Source organism: Banduia mediterranea, from assembly GCF_031846245.1.
Taxonomy (GTDB): domain Bacteria; phylum Pseudomonadota; class Gammaproteobacteria; order Nevskiales; family Nevskiaceae; genus Banduia; species Banduia mediterranea.
The window spans coordinates 1-24,876 of record NZ_JAVRIC010000012.1 but is presented as its reverse complement, the minus strand read 5'-3'; the positions used below and the strand labels follow the sequence as shown (position 1 = coordinate 24,876).

Below are 24,876 nucleotides of genomic sequence, written 5' to 3'. Positions count from 1 at the left end.
TGTGCGTGCGGCGCCGGACGGGGCGAAAAGAGCCCTGCAGTTTACAGGATGCCCGCGTCGACAGGCTGTAGAATGCCTGTTCGTCCGGCCCTTGAATCCTTGTGACCAGCCTTTTCGTCGAACACCTGACTGTCATCGACAGCGCAATTCTTGATGCCGCGCGCGGCCTGGTCGGCGAAAGCTGGATCGTGGACGTGGAACTGCACGGCGAGCTGGATGACCAGTCCATGGTGCTCGACTTCGGCGAGGTCAAGCGACGCCTCAAGCGCGCCATCGATTCCAGCGTCGATCACACCCTGCTGGTTCCCCGTCTCGCGCCCGAATTGCAATTCGACGAGACGATCGAGCGCACGCAACTGATCTTCAAGTCGGACCTCGGCGCGATCGAACATGTGTCGCCGCCGGCGGCGGTGAGCCTGCTCGACACCGCGGAGATCGACCCCGTCGCGATCGGCACCTTCCTGGCGCCGAGCTTCCTCGGAATCGTTCCGCCCAGCGTCGATGCGATCGACCTGCGGCTGCACCATGAGGACATCGACGGCATCTTCTATCACTACGTGCACGGCCTGAAGAAACACAACGGCCTGTGCCAGCGGATTGCACATGGACACCGCTCGCGCCTGCACATCCGCGTGAACGGCGAGCGCGACAGTGAACTCGAAACGGAATGGGCGATGCGCTGGACCGACATCTATCTCGGCAGCCGCGAGGACATCATCGCGCGCGGCAACGGCCGCATCCGCTACGGATATGACTCGGCCGAAGGTCGCTTCGAACTGGCGATGCCGGAAACCCGCAGCGATCTGCTGGACGCCGACAGCACCGTGGAGCGCATCGCCGAGCACATTGCGCGGCGCGTGGCCGAACTGCGCCCTGGCGCGGAGATCGAGGTGCGTGCTTACGAAGGGGTCATGAAGGGCGCGGTGGCGCGGCTCTGAGCGGGTACCCCATGCGCTTTTGGGGCTCGCGCCGAGGCGCCAAGTCGCCAAGGAAAAGCGGAAGCATTTTTGAAACCTTCTTGGCGCTCTTCGCGTCTTTGCGCGAAAACGCTCATTTAGGCAGTCCCGCAGTCCTTGCACACGCCCTGAACCTCGACGACGTGACGCTGCGGTGAGAAACCGACGCCGCTGGCGTCCTCGGACAGCAGTTTGGCGATGCGCGTGTCCTCGATCTCGCGGGCGGTGCCGCAGTTGCTGCACATGAAATAGATACTTTCATGCGCCTCGCCCGGATGGTCGCAGGTGAGGTATTTGCTGCTGGAAGCGATACGGTGGATGAAGCCCTGCTCCAGCAGGAAATCCAGCGCGCGGTACACGGTGGGTGGCGCGAGCTTGCGGCCAACCCGGGCTTCCAGGCCTTCCAGCAGGTCGTAGGCCGACAGTGGCGCATTTTTTTCGGCAAGCAGCAGATAGGCCTCGCGCCGCATCTCGGTTAGACGCAGGCCGCGCTGTTCGCACTGGATTTCGATTTCGTCGAAACGGGCCGCGGCGAGCTTGGCCGGGCGCGGCTTTTGTGTGGTTTTTCGGCTGTTCGCGCGCGTCATGGTCCTATGTTATAACACGCGCCCTTTGCGCACCGCCCCAATCATGGCCGAGGACATCCACTTCCACGCACGCAGGACGATCGAGCAAGTCGAAGAAGGCACCGAACTGGCGCCCAAGTTCGACGAGCACGGTCTGCTGCCCTGCGTGACGACCGCCGCCGCCACCGGCGAAGTGCTGATGCTGGGCTACATGAATGCCGAGGCGCTCAAGCGCACCATCGCCACCGGCGAAGCGCACTACTTCAGCCGTAGCCGGCAGGTGCTGTGGCACAAGGGCGCCACCAGCGGGCTGGTGCAGAAAGTGGTGGAACTGCGCATCGACGACGATCAGGACGCGATCTGGTTGCGAGTGGAAGTGGCCGGCGACGCGAGTTGCCACGTGGGCTACCGTTCCTGCTTCTACCGGGAGATTCCGACCGGACCCGGCGACTTCGAACGCGGCCTGCTGTTCCGGGAATCCGAAAAGACTTTCGACCCGCTCGCCGTCTACGGCGACGTGCCGAATCCCACGAAACTATAGACGCGGGCTTGCGCATCCTTCTGAGCGCTGAGCGCCAACAGTAGGCCGCTCAGAAGTCGACTTCGATGCGCTGCGCACGCAGCCAGTTGCGGATGGCCTCGCGCTGGCGCTGCGCCTTCTCGGTATAAGCGGATTCGGCGGGCCCGACCCTGAGATAGGCCTGGAACGTAGCCTTCTGCGCGTTGCGTGCCCACGGATCGGCACCCGCTTCGAGCAGGCGCTTCACACCATCGAAATCACCGACCGAAGCGGCCTCATGCAGCGGCGTATCGCCCATCGGCGCAGCGGCATTGACGTCCGCTCCGGCTTCGATCAGCAGGCTCAGCGATTCGGCGCCGCGCCCCCCCACGGCGTCGAAAATCGGCGTGTGGCCGTTGCGGCTGTTGCGGACCTCGGTGGATGCGCCGCGCGACAGCAGCACTTTCAGATACGCGGGATCATCCGCCACGGCGGCATAGTGCATGGCGGCGCGTCCGGCCTCGGTGGTGACCAGGGGGTCGGCACCGGCATCGAGCAGGGCTCCGAGCGCATCGGGTGCGCGATTGAGAATCGCCCAATGCAGCAGGCCCACGCCTTCTTCCCCCCGTGCATTCACGTCGCCGCCCGCCCGGATCGCAGCCTGCACGCCCTCCACGTCATTGGCCGCCACTGCCTCGGCCAGCACGATATTCCTGGGCTCGGTAAATCCGGACGGCATGGCTTTCCCGGGTGTCGCCGCATCGCCACAGCCCACCGACAGAACGATGAGCGCGGCCAGCACGCCCAGGTTCGCGATCAGTCGCAGCATCGGTCTCTCAAGGTGACGGACGGCCGACAGCGGCGCCCGTGCAGCTCCATCTGCCTTGATCCTCGCGGTCCGGAGCAGACCTTGTCAATGTGTGCGATCAACCGGCGCGCATCGCATCCAGCACCGAGCCCATGCCGTGCAGCTCGATCCGGTGCCCGATCACGTTTGGCGGCCACAAGCTGGAAAGGCCGCCCAGCGGGTCGGGATCAGCCATTTCGACCTCATGGCCCAGGGCATCCGGCAGGATCCAGGAATCGCCGTAGGCATCTTCCTGTTCCCAGGTGAGGATTTCGCCTTCGATGTTGTAGCGACGAATCTGGCCGGCTTCGGCAGTCTCGCGCGCCGCATCCGGCACCAGGCCGAGGTCTTCGATGGTGTTGTCCGAAAGCCCCGCCGCATTGAAGGTCACGGCGCTGTTGCCGGTGGCCAGCGAGGCAGCGGAGGCGAGACCGCCGCCCAGCGAGTGCCCGACGATCACCAGCTCATCACCGAAGGCCACGGCGGCGCGGCGCGCCAGCGCCGTGGCCTGATCGTATTGCTCGGCGTCCATGCCGATGCCCTGTTGCAGATTGTTGAGCCAGTCCGGTCCGTCATTGGAGCCCGCGAACGCGAGAACGGTCTCCCCTTCGTCGTTCTGGTAGATCGCGGCGCGCAGTCCGCTGTCGCTGTCTTCGAGCGTGCCGGGGTCGATACCGGCGGCGCGCAGGGCGTCACCGTCGAGCCGGCTCCAGCCGTCGATGCCCTGGCCGTTGACGTCGTAGACATCCTGCGCGAGCTGCGCCAGTTCCAGATCGATCGGCTGTCGCGCAGTGCCGGCGACGCTCTCCGAGAAGCTCACCATCGACACGCCCGGGCCGATGCCGAATTGCTCGCGCATCAGCGTAGCGTACTGCGGGTGGAAATAGGCTTCGTTGCTGGCCGGCATCAAGCCCGTGGCAGCTCGCGGATCGGGCCACTGGCGGTCGGCCCCGTCCAGCGCCGCCATTGCAGCGGCACGCTGTGCGGCATCGGTACTGCTTCCTGAGACGGCTCCGGACACGTTCATCGTCGATCTCGCAAATGTGCTGACGTGCCGACAAAACTAAACCCCTGCCGGACCTCGGTCCAGCTAGGGATTACGCGAGGCCTGGGCGGATCAGGGCTCGGCGGGCGCGTTCCAGTAACGACGGTGCGTCCGCCGCCAGCGCTGCACCGGCCGCCCTACTCCTTCGAAACGAACACTCACGGCACCCTCGACACCGGTCGTCGCCATGTCCGCCCCGAGCGCGCGATAGCGCGCCACAACCTCCGGATGCGGATGCCCGAAGTGATGCCGCCAACCGGCCGCGAAAATCACCAGCCGTGGGGAGACGGCATGGACGAAGGCCTCGCTGGACGAGGTGCGGCTGCCATGGTGCGGCGCCAGCAGCAGGTCGGCGGCGAGCGCGTCCGGCATCGTCGACAGCAGGTGTGACTCCGCTTCGCGTTCAATATCACCGCTGAGCAGGGCGCTACCTTGCGGCGCGTCGATGCGCAGTACGCAGGACCGGTTGTTGTCGGACCCGCTTACCAGTGCGACATCCGGATGCAGCACGCGGAACTGCACACCATCCCAGTTCCAGCGCGCGCCGGCGCGACACGGCCGCTCGACGCCCAGCTCCGACACCACCGGCAGCGCCGCGCGGATCGCCGCGACACCGCCGGCATGATCGTTATCGCCGTGCGACAGCATGAGCCGGTCGACGCGCCGCACGCCTTGCGAGCGCAGGTACGGCGCCACCACCATGTCGCCGGCATCGAAACCGCCGGCGTAGGCCGGGCCGGCGTCGTAGACCAGGGTGTGGGTTTTCGTGCGCACCACCACCGCCAGCCCCTGCCCGACATCGAGCGCCGTCAGGCGAAAGCCTTGCTCGGGCGATTGTTTCGGCGGGAACAGCAGCGGCACACACAGCAACAGACCCAGCACCCGCAGGGGCAGGCCGCGCGGCGCCGCCAGCAGCAGCACGCCGGCGGCGGCCAGCAACACGGAAAATCCATTGACGGTCAGTGGCTGCCAGGCCCAGGTGAGATGATCGACCAGCCAGGCCAGCCCCTGCATCAGCTGCGCCAGCGCACTGGCGCAAACGCCCAGCAGCGGCAGCATGACGTCCCAGCACAGCGCGAGCCCGGTCGCCAGCAACAGCACCGGCAGCACGATCGCGAACAACGGTACGGCCAGCAGATTGACGATCGGCGCAATCAGGCTGGCGCCATCGAAGTACCACAGGCTGGCGGGAATCAGCAGCAGCCCGAGTACGGCCTGCAGTCGCAGAAATCCCCGATACGGTGTCGCTGGCGCCGCGCGGCCAGAGACCACATAGAGGATCGCCGCCACCGCCCCGAACGACAGCCAGAAGCCCGGCGCCAGCGCCGCGAACGGATCGAGCAGCAGCACCACGACCGCGGCCAGCCCCAAAGTGATGAACGACGAACTCAAACGCCCGAGCAGACTGGCGACGACGAACACCAGCAACATCAGCAGGGCACGCAAGGTCGGCAGCGAAAATCCGGCCATCGCCGAGTAAGCGGCGGCCGCCAGCGCAGCGGTGATCGCTGCCACGCGCTGCGCCGGCCACAACAGACACAGGCGCGGCCACAAGGCCCAGGCCCAACGCATCAGCCAGAACGCCACACCGGCGATCAGCGCCACGTGCAGCCCCGATATCGCGACCAGATGACTGGTGCCGCTCTCGCGCAGCACGCGCCAGTCCTCGTCGCCGAGTCCGGAACGATCGCCGATCAGCAGCGCGTTCAGCAGCGGCAGGCCGGGATGTTGCGGCAACCCAGCGTGCAGCCGGTCGGAAAGCGTCTGGCGAATCGGGTCCACGCCCCAGTGCCGGTCACTGTCCGCGCAGCGGCTCGCCTCGCGGACATAGGCGGTGGCGCCGTAGTGGTTGGAGAACAGCCAGCGTTCGTAGTCGAGACCGCCAGGATTGAGTGAGCCATGCGGTGTGCGCAGCCTCAGCGTGAAGTCCCAGCACTGGCCGGCGCGCAATGGCGCCTGACTGCGGTACCAACTGACGCGTATGCGTTGGGGAAGATCGCGGTCGCCGGGCCGCACCACGAAGCGCCAATCCCCGAACTCACGTTCCGGCAGACCGTCGATCCAGGCTCGCAGCACCACGTCCTCGCCATGCCGCGATGGTGGCCAGCGGTCGGCAAGGCGAAGGTCGGCACGCAGGATCGTCAGGGTCGCGGCCAGCACCAGAACCGCATACGGCCAACGCCAGCGGCCCAGCACCGGCAGCGGCAACAACAGCGCCGGCAACACGGCCAGCGGCGGCAAGGCCGGCAGCTGCTGAACCAGCAGCACACCGGCGACGAAGGCCGCGATCAGGCCGGCGCGGCCTCCCGCAGACGCAGATGTCCGTGGTCCAGCATCCATACGCGATCCATGCGCGAGGCCAGCACTGGATCGTGCGTCACCACGACCAGACTGGTTCCCAGTTCCCGGTTCAGTTCCAGCATCAGTTCGAACACGCGGGCCGCCGTATCCGTGTCCAGATTTCCGGTCGGCTCATCGGCCAGCACGCAGGCCGGCCGAGTCACCAAGGCACGCGCCACTGCGGCACGTTGGCGCTCGCCGCCCGAAAGTTCGCCCGGCTTGTGTTCGAGCCGTTCGCCGAGCCCGACCCGACCCAGCAGCTCCGCTGCCGTCTCGCGCGCCTTGGGCACCTTGAGGCCGCGAATCAGCAGCGGCATGGCCACGTTCTCGAGCGCCGTGAACTCCGGCAGCAGGTGATGAAACTGGTAGACGAAACCCATCGAACGGTTGCGCAGCCGCCCGCGCGCGGCGTCGGACAGTTTCGCCATGTTCTCGCCTTCCACCCAGACTTCGCCGGCGCTCGGCGCGTCGAGGCCGCCGAGCAGGTGCAGCAGGGTGGATTTGCCGGAACCCGAGGCGCCGACGATGGCTACACAGTCGCCGCGACGCAGTTCGAAATCGATGTCGCGCAAGACCTGCAGATTGACGCGTGCGTCCTTGAAGGTCTTGCACAGGCCCTGGGCGTGCACCACCACCGCTTGCGGCGCCCCCATCGCCCGATCATTCATAGCGCAGCGCCTCCGCCGGCATCACGCGCGACGCGCGCCAGGCCGGATACAGTCCCGACAACACCGCCAGCACGAAGGACATCAGGGCGATGCGCACCACGTCGGTCGATTCGAGTTGCGAGGGCAGCTTGCTGATGTAGTACACCGAGGGATCCAGAAACTGGTGATTGGTCAGCCTTTCCAGGAAAGGCACCAGCGTCGGTACGTTGATCGCCAGAAGCACGCCGAGTACCACGCCGAACAGCGTACCGATCAGGCCGATCAAGGTGCCCTGCACCATGAACACGCCCAGCACGGTTCGAGGCGAGGCGCCGAGCGTGCGCAGTATCGCGATGTCGGCCTGCTTGTCCTGCACCACCATCACCAGTGTGGAGACGATGTTGAACGCGGCCACGCCGACGATCAGCGAAAGAATGATGAACATCACCATCTTCTCGGTGCGCACGGCGCTGAAGAAATTGGAGTGCTGCCGCGTCCAGTCGGACACGTAGTAGAGCCCCGGCAGATCGGCCGCGACCTCGCGCGACACACGCGGCGCCTGAAACAGGTCGTGCAGTTTCAGGCGCACGCCGCTGACCGTTTCACCCATGCGCAGCAGAGCCTGGGCGTCCTGCAGATGGATCATCACCAGACCGCGATCGAATTCGTACATGCCGACTTCGAACACACCGCCCACGGTGAAACGACGGAAGCGCGGCAACACCCCGGCCGGCGTGACGCTGGCCTGCGGAATCATCAGATCCACCTTGTCGCCTACGCCGATGCCCAGCGCGCGTGCCAGCTCGGCGCCGAGCACGATCTTGTACTCACCGGCCTGCAGCGAATCCAGCGAGCCGGCCTTCATGTGGGCGGAGACGTCGGAGACCTGCGCCTCCATGTCCGGCAGCACGCCGCGAAGCAGTGTGCCCGACAGCTCACCGCCGACCCGCACCATGCCCTCACCGTCGATGTACGGTGCCACCGCTTCGACTTCCTGATGCTTCTGCGCGGCCTCGGCGATCACCGGCCATTCCTCCAGCCCGCCGCGAAACGCCGAGATCGTCGCATGCGAGGCCATGCCGAGGATGCGGTTGCGCAGTTCCTGCTCGAAGCCGTTCATCACCGACAGCACCGTGATCAGCGCCATCACGCCGATGGCGATCCCCGCCATCGAAGCGGCGGAGATGAACGAAATGAAGTGATTGCGCCGCTTGGCCCGCGTGTAGCGCAGGCCGATGAACAGTTCGAGGGGTTTGTACATGGCGAAGAATTAGAGCACATCTGCAATGTGCGAAACGTGCGCACTCGCTCCACCGCCCGCGCCGAAAGCGGGCACTCAAACGAAGAACGCCCGCCAATGGGCGGGCGTTCTTCGTATCGAGGCAACGCCTGCGGCTGTGCTGAGGCCTACAAGCCGATGACGCCGCCATCGTCCTTGGTGATCACCACCGTGGCAGAACGCGGACGCGCTCCGGACGCTCCCGCATCGGTCGCCACGCCGCTGGCCGCCGGCCAGTTGCTGCTGGGCGCGGCGACATCACCGTCCTCGCCCGGATGCTGGATGTTGACGAACATCGTCTTGCGATCCGGCGTCATGGTGATACCGGTGATCTCGCATTCCTTGGGACCTACCAGGAAGCGACGCAGCGTATCGCCCGGCGGCACACCGACGAAGCTGTCCTGTCCACTGGACGTGGTCACCGTGGTGCCGTCACCGACCGCACCCGGAATCGCGGCCAGCATCATGCAGTTGGTGACATCGGTATAGGCACCGTCATCGGTCTGGATCCAGAGGATGCCGCCGTCGTCGAACCACAGCCCGTCCGGGCTGGAGAAGTCGTTGCTCGCGTCCAGCTGGGACAGGTTGATGTTGGCCGGCAGCGCCGCCGGTGAACCGAAGGCGAAGATGTCCCAGTTGAAGCTCACCGCATCGGAGTCGCCGTTTTCCTTCCAGCGGATGATGTGGCCGTTGGCGTTGCCGTCGCTGTCGCCATCGGCATCGTCGTCGTAGCTGCGCGGATTTGCGGCGTCGACCGGCAACGATCCGCCACCGCCCTGCCCACGTCCGCTGCTCGAGCTGGAACTATTGGTCAGCGTGAAGTAAACCTCACCGTTGACCGGATTCACCGCACCCCACTCGGGGCGGTCCATCGGTGTGGCGCCGACGCTGTCGGCCGCCAGACGGGTCGCCACCAGTACGTCCGCCTGAGTCGCGAACGGATAGGTCGTGTTGTCGCCGCTCAGACCGTTAACGCCCTGGCTCAACTCAAGCCATTCGCCGGTACCGTCGGCATTGAACTTCGCCACGTAAAGGGTACCGGCGCCCAGATACTTGTCACCCGCCGCCATACGATCGTCAGCATCGGCATCGGCAGAGTCCCAGGCCTGGTCGCTGACGAACTTGTAAATGTATTCGTTGCGCGCATCGCAGCCCATGTAGAAAACCAGCGGCTTGCCGCTTTCGACCGGCCCGACCCAGCAGCCTTCGTGGAAGAAGCGGCCCATGGCCGTACGCTTGGCCGGAGTCACGGTCTTGTCGTAGGGATCGATCTCGACGATGTAGCCGTAGGTATAGGCCTCGTTGCGGTAGTCGACCGCGGCCGAGGCACCCTTGACGGTGATGTCCAGACGCTGAAACGCATCGCCCTCCACCGTCGTCCAGCCATAATTTCCGGCCGCGCCGGGACTGATGCCATAGCGCGCCAGCAACGCGTTCTCGCTGGCGCCGCGATCATCGCCCTCGTCGCGGTGGAAATAGTATGCCCAGTTTTCCTCGCAGCTCAGATACGTGCCCCAGGGGGTGTAACCGTTGGCGCAATTGTTGAACGTGCCGCGCGTCTTGCTGCCGTCGGTGGAGAACTGGGTCTTGGCATAGTCGCTACCGGCCACCGGACCGCTCAGGCGCATTTCGGTGAACGGCGTGATGCGGCGATTGAAGCTGGAATCCTGCACGACGCTCCAGACGCCGCCTTCGGCCTTGACTTCGAAGACTGCGACGCCGTGGGCGTTCATTTCCTTGACGACTTCGGACTGCGGACGAACGCCGTCGATATCGGTCGGACCGTTGGCATGCAGATAGGCACGCGTCAGGTTTTCATGGTTGATGGCGATGATGCCGTTGCTGGAGCTTCCGTCAATCGGGAAATAGTGCATCCCATCGTGATGATCGCCCGAGCGCTGGTCGAAGTCCCCCTGCGTGCCGTCATTGGAATAGTCGGCCACGCCCGCGGCAATCGGATCGCCCAGCGCGTACAGGACGCGGGCTGAATAGCCGGCCGGAATCAGGACTGTATCGGCATCGCTGTGCGGAACGGCGGTAAAGCCCAGCGATGTCGGCATATCCGTGTCGCCACCGCCGTCATTGTCGTCGTCATCGCTGCAAGCGACCAAAGCAACGCTGCCCAGCAGGGTCATCGCAGCGGCACCGCCGGTGCCCTGCATGAGCCCGCGACGAGATATGTACTTGATCAGGACAGAGTCGAAAGTTTCGTTGTCCGATCGATTGGTGACCGGATCATGATCGTGCTGGCTCAAGCTGGCTCCCCTTCAGAAAATTAGGAGACCGCCAAATGGCGCGGTCAAATATGCAAACGCGCCGACATCCTAGATGGGCGATGTGACATCACGCTGATGGTTTCGTGACAGAAGCCGCTCTTCATGCCGGCCGGCTCGGTGCCATCACGCACGACCGGCACCAGCCGGTAAGCGACTGATCGAAAGAGATGATTTTCGGCATCGCAACCATCCCCGAGATCGCCGCATGCAGCTTTCGATGCTACGCCGCTACACTGGCGCAATCGGTCAACCGTACGCCGCGATGAAGCGTAACGGGCCAAGACATTGTGCGAGGTGAGGAAGTGAACGAACCGAAAGACGCGATCAAGCGTGTCGCGAGCTTTGAAATCATCCTGACACGGTATCTGGATACCGAGGGCCGCCCCCTGGCGGCCCTGCCGGACGGGGCAGCGGACCCGGATCGCGTCAGGAGCATGTACCGCAGCATGGTGCGCACCCGCGCCTTCGACAAGAAAGCCGTGGCCCTGCAGAGAACCGGGCAGCTCGGCACCTACGCCGCCTGCCTCGGTCAGGAAGCCGTGGGCACTGCCGTCGGCATGGCGCTGCGCGCCGACGATGTCTACATCCCCGCCTATCGCGAATACGCGGCGCAGTTCCTGCGCGGCGTGAGCATGACCGAGATCCTGCTCTATTGGGGAGGCGACGAGCGCGGCATGGACTACGCCGCCGACTCGGCGCGCCAGGACTATCCGCTTTCGGTACCGATCGCCACACACGTGCCGCACGCCATCGGCGTCGCCTACGCGTTCCGGCTGCGCAAGCAGGACCGCGTGGTACTGGCGTCCTGCGGTGACGGCGCCACCAGCAAGGGCGATTTCTACGAGGCCGTCAGCTCGGCCAAGGTCTGGAACCTGCCGATCGTGTTTCTGGTGACCAACAACCAGTGGGCGATCTCGCTGCCGCGCGACAAACAGACCGGCGCGCAGACCCTGGCGCAGAAGGGCATCGCCGGCGGCATCATCGGCCAGCAGGTCGACGGCAACGACGCTATCGCCACCTATGAAATCCTGAACCAGGCGATCGCGGCGGCACGAGCCGGCGAAGGGCCGCAACTGGTGGAGGCCATCACCTACCGCCTGCACGACCACACCACCGCCGACGATGCGCGCCGCTACCGCAGCGAGGACGAGGTCAAGGCCGCCTGGGCGCGCTGTCCGATCAAACGGCTGCGCGCCTATCTCGAATCGCAGAACGCCTGGAGCAGCGCAGACGAGGAGTCGCTACAGAGCGAAGCAGTGGCGGCAGCGGAATCCGCAGCTCAAGCCTTCACCGCCATGGAGGCCGAACCGCCGGAAACGATCTTCGATCATCTCTATGCCGAACTGCCGACCTCGATGCACTGGCAGCGCGAGGAAGTGGCGGCACGCGGACCGGTCGAGGGGGCGCACTGATGGACGGCACCAAGACCGAAGTCGCCAACCTGGCCCTGATCGAGGCGATCAATCTGGCGCTGCGCTCGGAGATGCGGCGCGATCCGGATGTGGTCATGCTCGGCGAGGACATCGGCCGCAACGGCGGCGTGTTCCGCGCCACCGTCGGCCTGCTCGACGAATTCGGCCCGGATCGCGTGATCGACACACCGCTGGCCGAAACCCTGATCGCCGCGATGGCGATCGGCCTGTCGACGCAGGGCCTCAAACCCGTCGCCGAAATCCAGTTTTCGGGCTTCATGTATCCCTGCGTCGATCAGGTAGTCAACCACGCCAGCCGCTACCGCAACCGTACGCGCGGGCGTCTGTCCTGCCCGATGGTGATCCGCGCGCCGAATGGCGGCGGCATCCACGCCCCGGAACATCATTCCGAATCCCTGGAAACCACCTTCGCCCACATGCCGGGACTGCGTGTGGTGTGTCCGTCCTCGCCGAGCCGCGCCTACGGTCTTTTGCTGGCCGCAATGCGCGATCCGGACCCGGTGATCTTCCTGGAGCCGACCCGCATCTACCGGCTGTTCAAGCAATCGATCGAGGACAACGGCGAAGCCCTGCCGCTGGACGAATGCTTCATCGAACGCGACGGCACCGACATCACCCTGGTGTCCTGGGGCGCGATGATGCACGAGACGCGGCTGGCGGCCGACGCCCTGGCCGAGGAAGGCATCTCCGCCGAAGTGGTTGACATAGCGACACTCAAGCCCCTGGACATGGGCACGATCCTCGAATCCGTGAGCAAGACCGGCCGCTGCGTGATCATCCAGGAATCACCGCGCGCCGGCGGCTGGGCCTCCGAGATTGCCGCCAACCTCGCCGAGCACGGCCTGCTGACACTGTTCGCGCCGGTGATGCGCGTTTCCGGCTACGACACGATCATGCCGCTGGCGCGGCGCGAGCGCGCCTACATCCCGGACATGCAGCGCATCCTCGTCGAGGTGCGCAAGGTCTTCGAAGTGGCGCCGCTGGGCTGAGCCCGGCGTACAGCTTTACGGATGACAGCATATGCGCAACCATTGCATCAATGCAGCAACGGATCGTCATCGATACAAGCGTGCTGATTGCGGCACTGATCGGCCGAACGGGACCCGCTCGCGAGATTCTGCGCGGGTGCTTGACTGGCCGCTACCGGCTGCTGATCGGAAACGCGCTGTTCAGTGAATATGAGGATGTGCCGAGCAGGCCGGATATCCGCAGATCCTGCCCGCTCGACTCACTTGAAATCCGGAGCCTTTTGAACGCTTTGTATTCAACCAGCGAGTGGGTGTCGATTTACTTTTTGTGGCGCCCCAACCTGCGCGACGAAGGCGACAACCATTTGATCGAGCTCGCCGTCGCCGGTCAGGCTCAATGGCTGATCACGAACAATCTTCGCAATCTGGCACGCGGCGAGCTCAAATTCGCCGACATCAATGTAGTCACGCCCGAAGCTCTATTGAAGAGGTAGCCCAATGGCGACACTGACCATTCGCTTACCCGACGACAAACACCTGCGACTGAAGTCGCTCGCGAAGCGCCGGAACATCAGTATCAACAAGCTCATCGAGGAATTTTCGACGCAGGCCATTGCCGAGTTCGACGCTGAGACACGATTTCGTGCGCTCGCGGCCAATGGCTCGGTCGAGGACGGCTTGAAGGCGCTGGACAAGCTCGACGCACATTTTTCAGCGTGAACTCGAGAACGGAATAGCAATGGGCGGGCAAGCGACAAGACTTGCGCCCAAGAAGGAGAACCCATGAGCATCTTCAAATTACCGGATCTCGGCGAAGGCCTGCAGGAAGCCGATATCCGCGAATGGCTGGTCAAGGTCGGCGACGAGGTCAAGGTCGACCAGCCGCTGGTTTCGGTCGAAACCGCCAAGGCCGTGGTCGAGGTGCCGAGTCCGGTGACCGGGCGCATCGCCAGGCTGTGCGCGGCCGATGGCGACACCGTCGAGGTCGGCAAACCCCTGGTTGAGTTCGAAGGCGATGAAGTCGTGCAGGCAGCGCCTGCGCCGGCAACCACCGAAGCCGAATCCGAAGCGATCCGCGATACCGGCGTGGTCGTCGGCGCCATGAAGCAGGGCAACGAGGTCGTCGCCGAAAGGGCTACGCGCGTCGGGACGGCGGGCGGACTCAAGGTGACACCCGCGGTACGAGCGCTGGCGCACCGCCTCAATGTGGACCTGACGATCATCACCGCCACCGGGCCCGAAGGCATGATCACCGCGGCCGACGTGCAACGCGTGCACAAGGTGCTGAGCGAGGTCGGGCCACTGGAAAAACTGCGCGGACCGCGCAAGGCCATGGCCAACGCCATGTCGCAGGCGCGTGACGAGATCGCCACGGCGACCGTCACCGACGACGCCGTGCTTCACGCCTGGCAAGGCAAGCAGGATCTGACCATGCGTCTGCTGCGCGCTCTGGTGGCCGCTTGCAAACGCGAACCCTCGCTCAATGCCTGGTACGACCAGCACGACATCGGCCGACGCGTGCTCGGCAAGATTCACGTCGGCATGGCCGTGGATACCGACGAGGGCCTGTTCGTCGCCGTATTGCAGGACGTCGCCAACCGCGACGAAGCCTCGCTGCGCGCCGGCCTGGTGAAAATGAAGGAGGCCGCCCAGAGCCGCACGATGCCACCCGAGGAACTGCGCGGCTACACCATCACCCTGTCCAACTTCGGCCGATTCGGCGGCAAGTACGCGACGCCAGTGGTGGTGCCGCCCACCGTCGCGATCGTCGCCGCCGGTTCGACTCGCGATGCGGTGGTCCCGATCGATGGTCAGATCACCATCGCCAGGATCCTGCCGCTGTCGGTCAGCTTCGACCACCGCTGCGTGACCGGCGGCGAAGCCACGCGCTTTCTTTCGGCGATGATCGAGGACTTGCAGAAGGCGACGTGAACCACACGACTTTGGGGCGGTGATTTGCGGCAATGCTATAGTCCGAACGAACTCCGGAGGCCATACACATGCTGCGTTTTCTGATTTCTGGACTGATGCTGGCCTGGGCCGCTTGCGCGACCGCCGAAGTATTGAGCGCGCCCGAAACTGGAGCCGCGCAAGCCAAGCTCACGCTCCCGACTCGCGGCACCAGCATGGCCGAGGTACAGCGCCGCTACGGCGAACCGGCCAGCCGCTCCGCAGCAGGCGGCACCGCGCCCAAGCAGCCACTGATCAACCGCTGGAACTACGATGGCTTTTCGGTGTTTTTCGAGAAAGATCGGGTAATTGATGCCGTCGTGCCCGGAGCCCCCCCTCCCGTGGCCCATCGCGACCGGCTCGTACCCTAAACTCGACGCACCAATCCGCTAAACTGCGCGCCCCGGCCCTTGGCCGGGGCGTTTTTCAAGGTGCCGCAGGCGCGGCCACCCTCGGCGACTTTGCCTCCCCAACCTCCGCCCGGAACGCCCATGCCGACCTCAACCGTCCTGCCCGCCGAGTGGCATCCGCAAATCGCGGTGATGCTGACCTGGCCGCGCGCCGATGGCGATTTCGCCGGCATCTTCGATGCGGTGGAAACCAACTTCGTGGAACTGGCCTGCGCGATCGCCCGGTTCGCGCCGCTGATCATCAGCCGCGAATCCGGGACCGTGGACCTGCAACAGCGCTTGATCGAAGCCGGCATACCGCCGGACCGCCTGTGGATCTACGCCGCCGCCAGCGATGACGTCTGGGCGCGCGATCATGGACCGATCACGGTGTTTCGAAACGGTACACCGGTGATGCTGGACTTCCGCTTCAATGGCTGGGGCGGCAAGTTCTCTGCAGACCGTGACAATCTCATCAGCAAGAAGCTGCACGCGGCCGGTGCGTTCGAAGGCTATACGCTGGAATCCGTCGATTTCGTGCTTGAGGGTGGCGGCATCGAATCCGACGGCATCGGCACGCTGCTGACCACGGAACGCTGTCTGCTGACGCCCACGCGCAATCCGGACTACGACAAATCTGGCATCGAATCGCGGCTCAAGCTGATGCTGGGCGTGGATCGCGTGCTGTGGCTCAAGCACGGCGACCTGCTTGGCGACGATACCGACGGCCATATCGACACGCTGGCACGGTTCTGCAGCGTGGACACGATCGCGTACCAGGCCTGCGAGGACACCTCCGACCCGCACTACGCGCTGCTGACCGGCATGGCCCAGGAACTGGCCGGCCTGTCGCGTGCGGACGGCCAGCCCTACCGCCTGATTCCATTGCCCCTGCCGGCTCCGATTCTGGATGCGGACGGCCGCCGCCTGCCGGCCGGTTATGCGAACTTCCTGATCGTCAACGGCGGTGTGCTGGTGCCGACCTACGATGACCCGATGGACGATCTCGCCATCGCCCATCTGCGCGAGGCCTTTCCGGACCGGACGATCGTCGGCGTGAACTGCCGCGCGCTGATCCACCAGTACGGCAGCCTGCATTGCACGACCATGCAGATTCCCGCATTCGATCGCCGACGGTAATCTACGGTGATGAAGCCCAAAATTCTCCGTGTCGGCGTGGTGCAGCAGGCCTGCGACGACCACCGCGACCACAATCTCCGGACCTCCGAGACCGCGATTCGCGAAGCCGCCGCGAGCGGCGCGCAGTTGGTGCTGTTGCAGGAGCTGCACACCGGGCCCTACTTCTGCCAGTACGAATCCACCGAACTGTTCGACCTGGCCGAGGCCATTCCCGGCCCGTCCACCGAATTCCTGGGCGGACTCGCGCACGAATTGGGCGTGGTCATCATCGGCTCGCTGTTCGAACGCCGCGCGCCGGGGCTATACCACAATACCGCCGTGGTCCTGGAGTCGGACGGCTCGCTGGCCGGCATCTACCGCAAGATGCATATCCCGGACGATCCCGGCTATTACGAAAAGTTCTACTTCACCCCGGGCGATCTCGGCTTCGAGCCGATCGACACCTCGGTCGGCCGGCTCGGCGTGCTGGTGTGCTGGGACCAGTGGTACCCGGAAGCCGCGCGGATGATGGCGCTGGCCGGTGCGGACCTGCTGTTCTATCCCACTGCCATCGGCTGGAATCCGGACGACGACGAGGCCGAGAAGGGCCGCCAGCGCGACGCCTGGACCACCATCCAGCGCTCGCACGCCGTCGCCAACGGCCTGCCGGTGATCGTCGCCAATCGCACCGGTTTCGAAGCCGATCCCACCGGCACTCTGAGCGGCGCGCAGTTCTGGGGCTCCAGCTTCGTGGTCGGCCCGCAGGGCGAATTCCTGGCCCAAGCCGGCACCGAGCGCGCGGAAGTGCTGGTGGTGGACGTGGACCTGGCACGCTCCGAAAACGTGCGCCGCTGCTGGCCGTTCCTGCGCGATCGCCGCATCGATGCCTATTCGGAACTGACTTGTCGCTTCAGGCGGTGAGACACGAGTAGAAGCTGATGTGTCGCGCAAAGCCGCAAAGGCGCGAAGAACGGCAAAAGACTTTGACGTTTGTTTTCCTTGGCGGCTTTGCGTCTTTGCGCGAAACCCAAAGCCTTTCACCAACCTCCAAAGCGCCTCAAACCCCGCTCGCCAGCTCGACCCGCGCGAGTTCCAACGGCGCGGTCTGCCCGTGATCTCGGTGGACACCAAGGTTACGAGGTTACGGTGACAGTTTACTGTTTCCCCTATTCGATCCGAACCAATTCGTGCGTTTTGTATACCGTCACCGTAACCCCCGGGATAGATCGCGGCTGCGCGCGATCTATCCCTATTCGTTATGCGTCAATACCATCAGGCTCATGGCTAATCTGATCGAATTTGAAACCGAGCGTCTTCTTTTGCGGCAATGGCTACCTGCTGATCGCGAGCCGTTTGCTGCGCTCAATTCAGATTCAAAGGTGATGGAGTATTTCCCGACTCTTCTTACGCGTGCGGAGAGTGACGCCATGGCTGACCGTTGTCAGTCACTCATCGAAGAGCGTGGGTGGGGCTTCTGGGCAGCCGAATGCAAAGCCTCGCAAGAGTTCATTGGCTTTGTCGGCTTGCACACACCATCGGCAGAACTCCCTTTTTCTCCTTGCGTCGAGGTCGGGTGGCGTCTTGCGTTTCAGCATTGGGGCAAAGGGTTTGCTACGGAAGCTGCTTCGGAGGCTCTTCGTGTCGGTTTCCAAGTACTCCAGTTGGAAGAAATTGTGTCCTTCACAACGCTCGGCAACCACAGATCACGCGCCGTTATGGAGCGTTTGGGTATGCGGCAGGCTGGTACCTTCGAGCATCCTCATGTTCCGGAAAACACCGGCCTGCGTCAGCACTTTCTGTACCGCCTGTCGGGAGCAAGCCATGCCGGGTTACGGTTACGGTGACAGTTTACTGTTTCCCCTATTCAATCCGAACCAATTCGTGCGTTCTGCCCCGCCTGTAACGCGGCGACGATGACCTCGTGCACCGCGAGCCCGGCGGTGCGCCCCCCGCGTCAGAATAGTTGTCGTCTCGATTGGAAAACCACGGAGAGGGGGCGACAGGAATTAGACATGGCTCGATATGGACAAGGATTCAAGGACAGAGCGGTTGCGCGGTTGCTACCGCCCGAGAGTGCAGACGTGAAGGTTGTGGCCGCTGAGGTGGGCGTGTCGGCGGACACTTTGGAACGATGGAGGTCGGAAGCTTTGGCGTCCGGGAAGAAGAGCGGTGGCTGGACGGCTGTGGCTCGCTTTGAATCGGTGCTGGCGACGGCAGCGATGAGCGAGGCGCAGAAGGCGGCGTGGTGTCGCGAGAAGGGCTTGTTTCCCAGCGAGCTGGAAGACTGGCGCAAGGCGGCGACGCAGGCGCTGGCACAGCCTGCGGAGCGCAGCGAGCCCAAGGCCGAGACGGTGCGTGTCAAGGTAGTTGTCGCCTGAATCATGCGTCCAGTTTCGTTCAGATCAGGCCGTGTGACGATCGATGATGGACCGTAAGTCGACGCGCGCACCCAGCGCCCGCAACAGCCAGTACTTTCCGCTCAGCGTCCGCATCACGAAGGCCATGTCACGCACCGGACGGAAGTCCGCCACATGTTTGATCGAGCGTGTGGCCAGCGCACGTGAGCGCTCCAGCACCGCCGGATCGGAAAAGTCATAGCTTTGCTCGGCGAACAGGCTGCCGTAGATGGCCTCGTGCACACGTTGATACAGCGCTTGTAGATCGGCCAAGGCCGGCGTTTTCCCGCGATCGCCGGCGGTACCGCGTAGTGCATGCAGTTCGATCAGCAACTGGTGAATCGCCGACCAGTCCCGGCGGTCGGCCGCACGCAGGAAATCGCGCATCTGCGCGGCCATCTCCGGCGCGATGCGCTTGACGCAGCCGAAATCATAGACCGCGATCCCGCCGTCGCGATAGAAACCGAAGTTGCCGGGATGCGGATCGGCATGCAGCACGCCGTGCCGGAACACCTGGTCGAAGGTCCATCGCATCAGGGTGTCGCCGAGCCGGTCGCGCTCGGCCTGAGGCCAGGACTTGGCCTCTTCCAGGGACGCGGCATCGACGCGTTCGAGCACTAGGCAGCGATCCGAGCACAAATCAATGACCGGCTCGGGCAGCCTCACCGCCGGATCGTCATTGCTCGCCCGCAAGGCCTGGAGATTGGCCAGTTCGATGCAGTAATCGGTCTCCTCGCGCAGACGATCCGCAACTTCGGCCAGCACCTCGTCGATCGCCTTGGCATCCACCGGCATCACCCGGCTGAGCTTGAGCATGCGGCCCAGCATCGCGATGTCGGAATCGATGTCGTCGGTCACGCCGCGATGGCGGATCTTGACGACCACGTCGCGCTCGTCGTCGAGCCGCGCCGCGTGCACCTGCCCGATGGAGGCACAGGCCATGGCCTGCGGATCGACCCACGGCAACCGTAGCCACTGCACCTCACCCCATACCTCGTCCAGAATCCCACGGGCCTCCTCAAACGGAATCGGCTGGGCGTCGCGCTGCAGCTTCTGCAACTGCTCCGCCAGCGGAGCCGGCAGCACGTCCGCGTACTGCGAGACCATCTGCCCGAACTTCATCGCTGCACCCTTCATCTCCGACAGCGTGCGATACCAGTCCTCACCCACCGCCTGCCACACCTGATCCCGCGACTGTCCTCGCGCCAGCGCACCAACGGAACCCAACACCGAGCGCCCCAGCGTGCGAGCACCAGTCAGGAACAAACGGGATGAACGACGACCTTGTCTGACCACGGGTCTTGGAGGAGTGCACCTGTCGAATGGACCACCCAGCATACCCAAGCGCCACAGGGAAGGAAGCGCAGGCGCGACAGCACAGCCTGGACTACGAAGCCGGTGTGCCCGTGCAGATCATGCTGGACGGCATGCCCGCGCTACGCTTCGAGCGGCGCTACCGCCTGCACAGTGGCGCCCATCGCGCGTTGGTGACACTGACGGTGCGTGATTCGAAGGGCTACAGCCTGATCGGCGCGACCGCGCCGGAGGCCTTCGAGGATCTACGGGAGCCCTTCGAACGACTGGCGGACAGCGCGGTCTGGCGCTGAGCAGGCTGCTAGCGGCGACTCGTGTCCAGGGTGCGTCCAGGCAGAATCGCCCGCGCGCCCCGAGTTTCGGATACTGCGCTGCGGTCGACCAGCAGAAATGAACGCCAGCTTTCGTCAACGGCCTGATATTGCTGATTGTCGTACATGATCGTGCCGGAACGACCATTCCAGTCCGGCGCGTAGAGGTAGTAACGCCCCTCGATCGGGCGTGTGCTGACGTCCAGCCCATAGTTCTGCGGCCGCGACGTGAAGTACAGGTAGCCCCCGCGTTCGAAACTCACCGCCATCCAGTCGAGGCCGCTGGCCAGGACGATGCCCGGCGTGCCGCCGGTGACGACGATTTCCTCGATCTCCTGCCTGGAGCGGTCGAACAGTCGTCCGTCCGCGACACCACGACGGCCGTCACCGCGGACCCGCACCAAGTGAATATCGTCGGAGACGAAATACTGCAAACGCCGCCGGCTGCTGGCGTCCAGATCGTAGTCCTGCACCACGCCTTCGGTAAACGGCAGGTGCTCGTAGAACTCCTGTCCCGCACATGCGGCGAGCAGCACCGGCGCCAGAAGCACGGCGCCGAGCAGGTGGACTATCCCATTCATCCAGCAATTCTTCGTTGTAGTTGGCTTATAGTAGCGAGCGTATGTCATTTTCACCCATGACAACCGTCCATCCATGCCGTGCCATCAAATTGTCCGAGATTCGCGCCAACGCGTCTGCCCCCGAGTCGACCTCACCCTGCGTTTCGATATGCAAGCTCGACAGCGCCGGAATCTGCGTCGGGTGCGGCCGTACCATGCCGGAAATTCAGGCATGGCCGACGGCCCATCACGTGGCGCGCGAGCAGATTCGCCGCGCCGCGCAATACCGGCTGTCTATAATCGAATCCGACACTGTCACTAAGGCCTTCACTTCGCGATGAACCGAACTCTTGCGGCATTGGTGATGCTTGCCTATTTCGTCCTGGCCGTGGCCACCCTGCTGTGGTGGGCGCCTCATTTCTTCATCGCCAATGTGGAAACGCCGCTGCAGTGGTCCTATCGCTACTGGGCGGCCAGCGGCATCCCGTTCGGTCTGCTGCTCAGTGTCTCGGCTGCGCGTCAGTCACTGGCCGGTCGTTTTCTGCTGATTCTGCTGTGGCAGGTGCTGGCCTGTGCGCTGCTGTTGTGGTGCACGATCTACTCCTTCGATTTCACGCCGCAGTCGCATCCGTTCGCGGTTTGCCATATCTGGCTGACCGGCGCTTTCGTGCTGTGGAACTTGTGGGGCTACCGCAGGCAGGTACAGCAGATTGAACGCTACCGCGGGGCCCTGGCATGAACTCAGAGCTGGATGCCGAGTTCGCCTTTCGGCAATCGCTTCAAGTCCGCTGGGGTGACATGGATGCCCTCGGGCATGTCAATAACGCTCGTTTCTTCACCTATGACGAAACGCTGCGGCTGGATTATTTCGCCCAGCTGACACAGACCGGTGGACGGCTAGGCCAGGATTTCGGCCTGATCCTGGCGCGCATCGAGTGTGACTTCAAGGCGCAGCTGCATGCACCGGCCACGCTCGAAATCGCCTACCGAATCCGCAAGATCGGTCGGACCAGTTTTCGTACCGAATCCAGGATGGTTCAGGGCGATACGTTGATCGCCGTGGTCCAGGCCGCGCTGGTCTGGTTCGACTACGCCGAGAACCGCGCGATACCGGTTCCCGGCCCGATCCGTGACCGAATCATGGCGTTCGAACGCATCGCGCCGGAAAACTGAGCCGGCGGCGTTTCAGAGGTGCAGGCGCCTGAGTGCGGACGCCGGCGGCGCCACTTCCCACCATTGGTCGAACAGCCGCTGCCTGGGTCTGACCTCGGCCGGGCGGGCCTCGTCGAACCCACCACGTGCCGGCGGTGGCGCGGTGTGCAGCCAGCGCCTCTGGTCGAGGATCATCCATTCCTCATGCGCCACCGCCAGTTCCGGCGAGGCGGTGCGGATTTCCACACGGCTGCTCATGGAGCGAATGAAGTCGATGCCTTGCCCCGCTTGCAGCAAGACGCGCATCGGTTCGATCAACAACAGGCGTACTCGGACGCGATGATGCCGCAGCAGGAACGCGCGCAAGCGCGCATGGAACTGGGGATATCCGTACAGTCGCGGCTCCAGCGCCAGACTGAGCCAGTCCAACTGGCGCTGCGCGGTCTGCAAGGCCTCGCAGGCGCGCTCGGTGTAAGCCGTGCTGCTAGCGAGCGAGGCGCCGCCCCTCATTACGCCTCGTTGGCCTGCTTGATCGCGTTGCCGACGTAACTCGCCGGCGTCATTTCGAGCAGGCGCTGCTTGTCGGTTTCCGGCAAGGCGAGTCCGTTGATGAACTCGCGCATGGCGACGCGATCCACACGTTTGCCGCGTGTCAGATGCTTGAGCCGTTCGTAGGGCTCGGGCAGGCCGTGGCGCCGCATCACGGTCTGGATCGCTTCGCCCAGCACCTCCCAGTTCTCGTCGAGATCGCGGCCCAACCGCAAGGCATCGGCTTCGAGCTTGGAAATGCCTTTTTCGGCAGATTGATAGGCGAGGCTGCTGTGGGCGATGCCGACGCCGATATTGCGCAAGGCCGTGGAATCAGAGAGGTCGCGCTGCCAGCGTGAGATCGGCAGCTTTTCCGCAAGGTGATAGAGCAGTGCGTTGGCGATGCCGAGATTGCCTTCGGCGTTCTCGAAGTCGATCGGGTTGACCTTGTGCGGCATGGTCGAACTGCCAACTTCGCCCTGGACGGTGCGCTGGCGGAAGTAGCCGACCGAAATGTAGCCCCACACGTCGCGACAGAAATCCAGCAGGATCGTGTTGAAGCGCGCGACCGCATGGAAATACTCGGCGATGAAGTCGTGTGGTTCGATCTGTGTCGTCGCCGGACTCTGATCGATGCCGAGGCCGTTCAGGAAGGCCGCCGAAAACGCCGGCCAATCGATGTCCGGATAGGCCGCCATGTGCGCATTCCAGTTGCCGATCGCGCCGTTGATCTTGCCGAGGATCTCAACCTGAGCTAACTGCTTGCGCTGGCGCTTGAGGCGTTGCACGAACACCGCCATTTCCTTGCCCAGCGTCGAAGGCGATGCCGGCTGCCCATGTGTGCGCGACAGCAGCGGTTGCTCGGCGTAGCGGTGGGCGAGGTCTCCGATCAGCCGTACCAGATGATCCCAGGCTGGCAGCAGCACTTGATCGCGGCAATCGTGCAACATCATTGCATAGGCCAGATTGTTGATGTCCTCGGAGGTGCAGGCGAAATGGATGAACTCCTTCACCGCGCCGAGCTCCCCGTGATTGCCGATCTTCTCCTTGAGGTAGTACTCGACCGCCTTGACGTCGTGATTGGTGGTCTGCTCGATCGACTTGACCCGCTGGGCCTCGCTGATGTCGAACTGGACGGCGATTTCCTCAAGGCGGTCACGTGCCGAGGCACTGAGCTGGGGAACTTCCGGAATCGCAGCCTCCGCCGAAAGCGCCTCCAGCCAGCGGATTTCCACCAGTACGCGGTAACGGATCAGCCCGTACTCCGAAAAGATCTCGCGCAGCTTGAAGGTCTTGTCCGCATAGCGGCCGTCGATCGGGGAAATGGCGGAAAGCGAGGTCAGATTCATCCGTGGCGTCGTCTGTGGTCGGGGCCGCGGCTCAGTAATCCGCAAGGGCCGGTCCGATATGATTGGCCGCGCATTTTACTCGGGCTGGTCAACAATTACCCGATTGCTGGACCAGGGCCTGCTTCCAGGCGCCTTGCGAGGCGCGCGACAGTCGCGACGATCGCCCGCCCCTACCGGAGAATCGAGGCATGAAGGACAGGAAATTCAGGACCGAACGAGACAGCATGGGCGAGTTGCAGGTCCCGCGCAAAGCGCTGTGGGGCGCGCAGACACAGCGCGCCGTCGAGAACTTCCCGGTATCCGGTCTGCGCATGCCGCGCGCCTTCATCCGCGCGCTGGCATTGGTCAAGCTGACGGCCGCCGAGGTCAATCAGACCCTGGGCTATATCGAAGCCGACATGGCGGCCGCGATCATCGAGGCCGCCAGCGAGGTCGCCGACGGTCGGCACGACGAGCATTTTCCGGTGGATGTTTTCCAGACCGGCTCCGGCACCTCCAGCAACATGAACGCCAACGAGGTGATCGCGCATCTGGCGAGCGGCAGGCTCGGCCGGACGGTGCACCCCAATGATCACGTCAACTATGGCCAGTCGTCGAACGACGTGATTCCGACGGCCTTGCACGTGGCGGCGAGCTTGCGCGTGGAAGAGCATCTGCTGCCGGCGCTGGCGCATCTGGTCAAGACCATCGAGCGCAAGGCCAAGTCACTATCGGGGCAGACCAAGACCGGACGCACGCATTTGATGGACGCAATGCCGGTGCGATTCGATCAGGAGCTGTCCGGCTGGGCCCAGCAGATCCGCAACGGCATCGCCCGCGTCGAATCCGCGCTACCCAGGCTCAAGGCCCTGGCACAGGGCGGTACGGCCGTGGGGACCGGCATCAACGCGGACCCGAAGTTCGGGAAGCGCTTTGCCTCGGCATTATCGAAGCGCAGCAAGATCCGGTTCAC

Annotated in this window: 27 protein-coding genes and 1 pseudogene; 17 read left to right on the top strand and 11 right to left on the bottom strand. The window is 64.2% G+C overall.

Annotation, left to right across the window (positions count from 1 at the left end):
* Positions 1–101 precede the first annotated feature (101 nt).
* Positions 102–938, top strand: a complete 837-nt coding sequence (locus RM530_RS09710; RefSeq protein ID WP_311365029.1) for a 6-carboxytetrahydropterin synthase — start codon at positions 102–104, stop codon at positions 936–938.
* 116 nt (positions 939–1,054) lie between these two features.
* Here the strand turns inward: RM530_RS09710 and RM530_RS09705 are convergent, their stop codons facing one another.
* A complete protein-coding gene (locus tag RM530_RS09705) occupies positions 1,055–1,543 on the bottom strand; it encodes a transcriptional repressor (protein WP_311365028.1) in 489 nt (162 codons plus the stop codon).
* Positions 1,544–1,586: 43 nt separating this feature from the next.
* On the opposite strand from RM530_RS09705, the gene hisI reads away from it, so the two are divergent.
* Positions 1,587–2,063 carry a phosphoribosyl-AMP cyclohydrolase gene (gene hisI, locus RM530_RS09700; RefSeq protein WP_349256215.1) on the top strand — a complete coding sequence of 159 codons (477 nt, stop codon included), beginning with the start codon at positions 1,587–1,589 and terminating at the stop codon, positions 2,061–2,063.
* A gap of 49 nt (positions 2,064–2,112) precedes the next feature.
* On the opposite strand, the gene RM530_RS09695 is transcribed toward hisI, so the two are convergent.
* From RM530_RS09695 to RM530_RS09670, 6 genes are all read right to left on the bottom strand, one after another.
* Positions 2,113–2,850 carry an ankyrin repeat domain-containing protein gene (locus RM530_RS09695; protein WP_311365026.1) on the bottom strand — a complete coding sequence of 246 codons (738 nt, stop codon included), beginning with the start codon at positions 2,848–2,850 and terminating at the stop codon, positions 2,113–2,115.
* Positions 2,851–2,947: 97 nt separating this feature from the next.
* Entirely contained in the window at positions 2,948–3,895 is a 948-nt protein-coding gene (locus RM530_RS09690) for a Tle-like phospholipase domain-containing protein (protein ID WP_311365025.1), read from the bottom strand.
* Positions 3,896–3,985: 90 nt separating this feature from the next.
* Positions 3,986–6,253 (bottom strand): DNA internalization-related competence protein ComEC/Rec2, encoded by a 2,268-nt coding sequence (locus RM530_RS09685; RefSeq protein ID WP_311365024.1) that lies wholly within the window; start codon positions 6,251–6,253, stop codon positions 3,986–3,988.
* Positions 6,202–6,921, bottom strand: coding sequence for a lipoprotein-releasing ABC transporter ATP-binding protein LolD (lolD, locus tag RM530_RS09680; protein WP_311365023.1), 720 nt, complete (start codon positions 6,919–6,921; stop codon positions 6,202–6,204). Before lolD ends, RM530_RS09685 begins: the two co-directional genes overlap by 52 nt.
* Positions 6,914–8,161: a lipoprotein-releasing ABC transporter permease subunit gene (locus RM530_RS09675; protein ID WP_311365022.1), complete on the bottom strand. Its 1,248-nt coding sequence runs from the start codon at positions 8,159–8,161 to the stop codon at positions 6,914–6,916. The genes lolD and RM530_RS09675 overlap by 8 nt, the downstream gene beginning before the upstream one ends.
* 146 nt (positions 8,162–8,307) lie before the next feature.
* Entirely contained in the window at positions 8,308–10,434 is a 2,127-nt protein-coding gene (locus tag RM530_RS09670; RefSeq protein WP_311365021.1) for a PhoX family protein, read from the bottom strand.
* Between the two features lie 344 nt (positions 10,435–10,778).
* On the opposite strand from RM530_RS09670, the gene pdhA reads away from it, so the two are divergent.
* The 10 genes and pseudogenes from pdhA to RM530_RS09620 form a co-directional block, all read left to right on the top strand.
* The gene (gene pdhA, locus RM530_RS09665) at positions 10,779–11,867 is read left to right on the top strand and encodes a pyruvate dehydrogenase (acetyl-transferring) E1 component subunit alpha (protein WP_432276087.1); all 1,089 of its coding nucleotides are present in this window, start codon (positions 10,779–10,781) and stop codon (positions 11,865–11,867) included.
* Positions 11,867–12,877, top strand: coding sequence for an alpha-ketoacid dehydrogenase subunit beta (locus tag RM530_RS09660; RefSeq protein WP_311365019.1), 1,011 nt, complete (start codon positions 11,867–11,869; stop codon positions 12,875–12,877). Before pdhA ends, RM530_RS09660 begins: the two co-directional genes overlap by 1 nt.
* Positions 12,878–12,927: 50 nt before the next feature.
* On the top strand, positions 12,928–13,350 hold the full coding sequence (locus RM530_RS09655; protein WP_311365018.1) for a putative toxin-antitoxin system toxin component, PIN family: 423 nt from the start codon (positions 12,928–12,930) through the stop codon (positions 13,348–13,350).
* 4 nt (positions 13,351–13,354) lie between these two features.
* Entirely contained in the window at positions 13,355–13,576 is a 222-nt protein-coding gene (locus tag RM530_RS09650) for a hypothetical protein (RefSeq protein ID WP_311365017.1), read from the top strand.
* Between the two features lie 63 nt (positions 13,577–13,639).
* Positions 13,640–14,788, top strand: a complete 1,149-nt coding sequence (locus RM530_RS09645) for a dihydrolipoamide acetyltransferase family protein (protein ID WP_311365016.1) — start codon at positions 13,640–13,642, stop codon at positions 14,786–14,788.
* 68 nt (positions 14,789–14,856) lie between these two features.
* The gene (locus tag RM530_RS09640; RefSeq protein WP_311365015.1) at positions 14,857–15,177 is read left to right on the top strand and encodes a hypothetical protein; all 321 of its coding nucleotides are present in this window, start codon (positions 14,857–14,859) and stop codon (positions 15,175–15,177) included.
* A 120-nt stretch (positions 15,178–15,297) separates the two neighbouring features.
* On the top strand, positions 15,298–16,335 hold the full coding sequence (locus RM530_RS09635) for an agmatine deiminase family protein (RefSeq protein WP_311365014.1): 1,038 nt from the start codon (positions 15,298–15,300) through the stop codon (positions 16,333–16,335).
* 9 nt (positions 16,336–16,344) lie between these two features.
* Positions 16,345–17,235, top strand: coding sequence for a carbon-nitrogen hydrolase (locus RM530_RS09630; protein WP_311365013.1), 891 nt, complete (start codon positions 16,345–16,347; stop codon positions 17,233–17,235).
* Positions 17,236–17,594: 359 nt separating this feature from the next.
* Positions 17,595–18,158 carry a GNAT family N-acetyltransferase gene (locus tag RM530_RS09625; RefSeq protein WP_311365012.1) on the top strand — a complete coding sequence of 188 codons (564 nt, stop codon included), beginning with the start codon at positions 17,595–17,597 and terminating at the stop codon, positions 18,156–18,158.
* A 168-nt stretch (positions 18,159–18,326) separates the two neighbouring features.
* Positions 18,327–18,677 (top strand): annotated as a pseudogene (locus RM530_RS09620) (transposase); the annotation flags it as partial.
* A gap of 39 nt (positions 18,678–18,716) precedes the next feature.
* Here the strand turns inward: RM530_RS09620 and RM530_RS09615 are convergent.
* Complete coding sequence (locus tag RM530_RS09615) at positions 18,717–19,940, bottom strand: ABC1 kinase family protein (protein WP_311365011.1); 1,224 nt, start codon at positions 19,938–19,940, stop codon at positions 18,717–18,719.
* Positions 19,941–20,032: 92 nt separating this feature from the next.
* Between RM530_RS09615 and RM530_RS09610 the strand changes: the two genes are divergently transcribed.
* Complete coding sequence (locus RM530_RS09610; RefSeq protein ID WP_311365010.1) at positions 20,033–20,317, top strand: hypothetical protein; 285 nt, start codon at positions 20,033–20,035, stop codon at positions 20,315–20,317.
* A gap of 8 nt (positions 20,318–20,325) precedes the next feature.
* Here the strand turns inward: RM530_RS09610 and RM530_RS09605 are convergent, their stop codons facing one another.
* On the bottom strand, positions 20,326–20,916 hold the full coding sequence (locus RM530_RS09605) for a hypothetical protein (RefSeq protein WP_311365009.1): 591 nt from the start codon (positions 20,914–20,916) through the stop codon (positions 20,326–20,328).
* A 41-nt stretch (positions 20,917–20,957) separates the two neighbouring features.
* Between RM530_RS09605 and RM530_RS18710 the strand changes: the two genes are divergently transcribed.
* The 3 genes from RM530_RS18710 to RM530_RS09595 are packed head-to-tail and all read left to right on the top strand — an operon-like array spanning position 20,958 to position 22,068.
* Complete coding sequence (locus RM530_RS18710; protein WP_349256214.1) at positions 20,958–21,236, top strand: DUF1289 domain-containing protein; 279 nt, start codon at positions 20,958–20,960, stop codon at positions 21,234–21,236.
* A complete protein-coding gene (locus tag RM530_RS09600; protein WP_311365008.1) occupies positions 21,233–21,634 on the top strand; it encodes a hypothetical protein in 402 nt (133 codons plus the stop codon). Before RM530_RS18710 ends, RM530_RS09600 begins: the two co-directional genes overlap by 4 nt.
* A complete protein-coding gene (locus tag RM530_RS09595) occupies positions 21,631–22,068 on the top strand; it encodes an acyl-CoA thioesterase (RefSeq protein ID WP_311365007.1) in 438 nt (145 codons plus the stop codon). The genes RM530_RS09600 and RM530_RS09595 overlap by 4 nt, the downstream gene beginning before the upstream one ends.
* Positions 22,069–22,080: 12 nt before the next feature.
* Here RM530_RS09595 and RM530_RS09590 read toward each other — a convergent pair whose 3' ends face one another.
* Complete coding sequence (locus RM530_RS09590; protein ID WP_311365006.1) at positions 22,081–22,557, bottom strand: DUF7931 domain-containing protein; 477 nt, start codon at positions 22,555–22,557, stop codon at positions 22,081–22,083.
* Complete coding sequence (gene purB, locus RM530_RS09585; protein ID WP_311365005.1) at positions 22,557–23,924, bottom strand: adenylosuccinate lyase; 1,368 nt, start codon at positions 23,922–23,924, stop codon at positions 22,557–22,559. The genes RM530_RS09590 and purB overlap by 1 nt, the downstream gene beginning before the upstream one ends.
* Positions 23,925–24,112: 188 nt before the next feature.
* Here purB and RM530_RS09580 point away from each other — a divergent pair.
* Positions 24,113–24,876, top strand: a 764-nt coding sequence (locus tag RM530_RS09580; protein ID WP_311365004.1) for a lyase family protein, incomplete at its 3' end; no start/stop codon positions are given.

What these genes read in the sequence shown, in the direction of transcription:
- RM530_RS09675 (WP_311365022.1), bottom strand. Translation starts at nt 8,161, where the DNA reads ATGTACAAACCCCTCGAACTGTTCATCGGCCTGCGCTACACGCGGGCC.
- RM530_RS09695 (WP_311365026.1), bottom strand. Translation starts at nt 2,850, where the DNA reads ATGCTGCGACTGATCGCGAACCTGGGCGTGCTGGCCGCGCTCATCGTT.
- RM530_RS09605 (WP_311365009.1), bottom strand. Translation starts at nt 20,916, where the DNA reads ATGAATGGGATAGTCCACCTGCTCGGCGCCGTGCTTCTGGCGCCGGTG.
- RM530_RS09590 (WP_311365006.1), bottom strand. Translation starts at nt 22,557, where the DNA reads ATGAGGGGCGGCGCCTCGCTCGCTAGCAGCACGGCTTACACCGAGCGC.
- RM530_RS09630 (WP_311365013.1), top strand. Translation starts at nt 16,345, where the DNA reads ATGAAGCCCAAAATTCTCCGTGTCGGCGTGGTGCAGCAGGCCTGCGAC.
- RM530_RS09625 (WP_311365012.1), top strand. Translation starts at nt 17,595, where the DNA reads ATGGCTAATCTGATCGAATTTGAAACCGAGCGTCTTCTTTTGCGGCAA.
- RM530_RS09640 (WP_311365015.1), top strand. Translation starts at nt 14,857, where the DNA reads ATGCTGCGTTTTCTGATTTCTGGACTGATGCTGGCCTGGGCCGCTTGC.
- RM530_RS09610 (WP_311365010.1), top strand. Translation starts at nt 20,033, where the DNA reads ATGGACCACCCAGCATACCCAAGCGCCACAGGGAAGGAAGCGCAGGCG.
- RM530_RS09645 (WP_311365016.1), top strand. Translation starts at nt 13,640, where the DNA reads ATGAGCATCTTCAAATTACCGGATCTCGGCGAAGGCCTGCAGGAAGCC.
- RM530_RS09600 (WP_311365008.1), top strand. Translation starts at nt 21,233, where the DNA reads ATGAACCGAACTCTTGCGGCATTGGTGATGCTTGCCTATTTCGTCCTG.
- RM530_RS09690 (WP_311365025.1), bottom strand. Translation starts at nt 3,895, where the DNA reads ATGAACGTGTCCGGAGCCGTCTCAGGAAGCAGTACCGATGCCGCACAG.
- lolD (WP_311365023.1), bottom strand. Translation starts at nt 6,921, where the DNA reads ATGAATGATCGGGCGATGGGGGCGCCGCAAGCGGTGGTGGTGCACGCC.
- purB (WP_311365005.1), bottom strand. Translation starts at nt 23,924, where the DNA reads ATGAATCTGACCTCGCTTTCCGCCATTTCCCCGATCGACGGCCGCTAT.
- RM530_RS09705 (WP_311365028.1), bottom strand. Translation starts at nt 1,543, where the DNA reads ATGACGCGCGCGAACAGCCGAAAAACCACACAAAAGCCGCGCCCGGCC.
- RM530_RS09685 (WP_311365024.1), bottom strand. Translation starts at nt 6,253, where the DNA reads ATGGATGCTGGACCACGGACATCTGCGTCTGCGGGAGGCCGCGCCGGC.
- hisI (WP_349256215.1), top strand. Translation starts at nt 1,587, where the DNA reads ATGGCCGAGGACATCCACTTCCACGCACGCAGGACGATCGAGCAAGTC.
- RM530_RS18710 (WP_349256214.1), top strand. Translation starts at nt 20,958, where the DNA reads ATGTCATTTTCACCCATGACAACCGTCCATCCATGCCGTGCCATCAAA.
- RM530_RS09650 (WP_311365017.1), top strand. Translation starts at nt 13,355, where the DNA reads ATGGCGACACTGACCATTCGCTTACCCGACGACAAACACCTGCGACTG.
- RM530_RS09660 (WP_311365019.1), top strand. Translation starts at nt 11,867, where the DNA reads ATGGACGGCACCAAGACCGAAGTCGCCAACCTGGCCCTGATCGAGGCG.
- RM530_RS09595 (WP_311365007.1), top strand. Translation starts at nt 21,631, where the DNA reads ATGAACTCAGAGCTGGATGCCGAGTTCGCCTTTCGGCAATCGCTTCAA.
- RM530_RS09635 (WP_311365014.1), top strand. Translation starts at nt 15,298, where the DNA reads ATGCCGACCTCAACCGTCCTGCCCGCCGAGTGGCATCCGCAAATCGCG.
- RM530_RS09655 (WP_311365018.1), top strand. Translation starts at nt 12,928, where the DNA reads ATGCAGCAACGGATCGTCATCGATACAAGCGTGCTGATTGCGGCACTG.